The following is a 1615-nucleotide window of genomic DNA, read 5'->3' as shown; positions in this document are numbered from 1 at the left end:
TAAAAACAAGATCAAGAGATCGCAGCCTTCGGCAGCTCCTACAGTTTTGATCGGTGATTAGAGGAGGCTGATCGGGTAGCTGACGATCAAGCGGTTCTCATCGAACTCGTTGTTGCTGAAATCCCGGCGCATGGTCGAGTTGCGCCACCGGACGTTCAGATTCTTCAATGCGCCGCTCTGCACGGTGTAGCCCAGTTCCGATTCGCGGCCCCATTCCTTGCCATCGGTGATCGTCCCGGTGTGTACGTTGTCGCCGCTGATGTAGCGGTTCATCAGGGTCAGGCCGGGGATGCCCAATGCCACGAAGTTGTAGTCATGGCGCACTTGCCAGGAGCGTTCCTGCGCATTGTCATAACTGGCGTTGTAGCTGTCGTTGGCCAGCGTCCCGCCGCTGGTGCCGTTGACCCGCATCCAGGCGCTGTCGCCAGTGAGTTTCTGCAGGCCGACGTAGAAGGTGTTGCCGCCGTACTTCGCGGAAAACATACCCGACCAGGTTTTGTTGTCGAGGTCTCCAGCACGGGCGCTGCCATCGTCCTTGCCATAGAAGAAACCGAGGTTGGCGCCGAGGGTCCAGTCGCCCAGTGGCTGGCTGTGGATCAGGTTGACGTATTGCTGGCTGTAGATGTCCTTGAGTTCGGCGTTCCACAGGCCGATCTGTGTGCGTTTTTCGTTGAAAACGTATTCACCTCCCTGAAAGTTGAAGCGATCAGAGGTGAACGCCGCTTTGCCGGTCATCGACATGTCGCTCATGCTGCTGTCATCGCGCGGGCTGTTGGCGCGGAACTGACCGCCGTAAAGGGTCAGGCCGTCGATTTCTTTCGAAGTGATCTGCCCGCCACGGAAGGTTTGCGGCAGCGAGCGGCCGTCGTCCGAACGCAGGATCGGCAACACAGGCATCCACTCGCCGACCTTCACTTCGGTCTGCGAGAGTTTGGCCTTGAAGGCGACGTTGGTGCGGCCGAAGTTATCCGCCGGGCGGCCGTCGTGATCCAGCGGCAGCAACGCCGTGCCGCCGGTGCCTTTACCGCCATCAAGCTTTACCGAATACAGGCCGAGCACGTCCATGCCGAAGCCGACGGTGCCTTGGGTGAAGCCGGATTTGGCGTCGAGGATGAAGCTCTGCGTCCACTCTTCGGCCTTGCCCTGAGCTTTGGTCGGGTTGGTGAAATTGCGGTTGATGTAGAAGTTGCGCAGGTTCAGGTTGACCTTGGCCCCTTCAATGAAACCGGCCTCTTCAGCCGCAGCGGGCATAGCCGCGCCGGCCAGGGCCAGGGCCAGGGCGATCAGACCGGGAAATGCGTAAGGCGCAGGGGAGGTTGTCATAGCTGGGGTCTCTCTTGTTTTTTTAAGGCGAACGGGTGCGCTGCGGCCGTTTTTTACGGTGCAGAAATGCGATGAATTCAGGGGGTGAAGCGACGGCGGTCAGCCGGTCGGAGCAGGGCGCGGGAGCATGGTGTCGAACCTGTTGTTATTGGTTTTGTTGATCGAATGGTGCGGGGGGCGGATGTTCTGATTCAATTGGGAAAAGCGGGTTTTGGGCGATTATCGAACAGCATTGAAGATCAAAAGATCGCAGCCTTCGGCAGCTCCTACAGGGATATGCATTCCAAATGTA

The 1615-nt window shown here is 58.5% G+C and carries 1 protein-coding gene; it reads right to left on the bottom strand.

All coding sequences use genetic code 11. The annotated features are described in order from the left end of the window. Positions 1 to 57: 57 nt before the first annotated feature. On the bottom strand, positions 58 to 1323 hold the full coding sequence (locus tag ACW9IR_RS29310; protein WP_457466088.1) for an OprD family porin: 1266 nt from the start codon (positions 1321 to 1323) through the stop codon (positions 58 to 60). Positions 1324 to 1615: the final 292 nt, after the last annotated feature.

It is taken from the genome of Pseudomonas sp. SDT291_1_S447 (assembly GCF_054070155.1).
The sequence above is the reverse complement of the archived record's forward strand: the minus strand, read 5'-3'. Positions and strand labels throughout refer to the sequence as shown.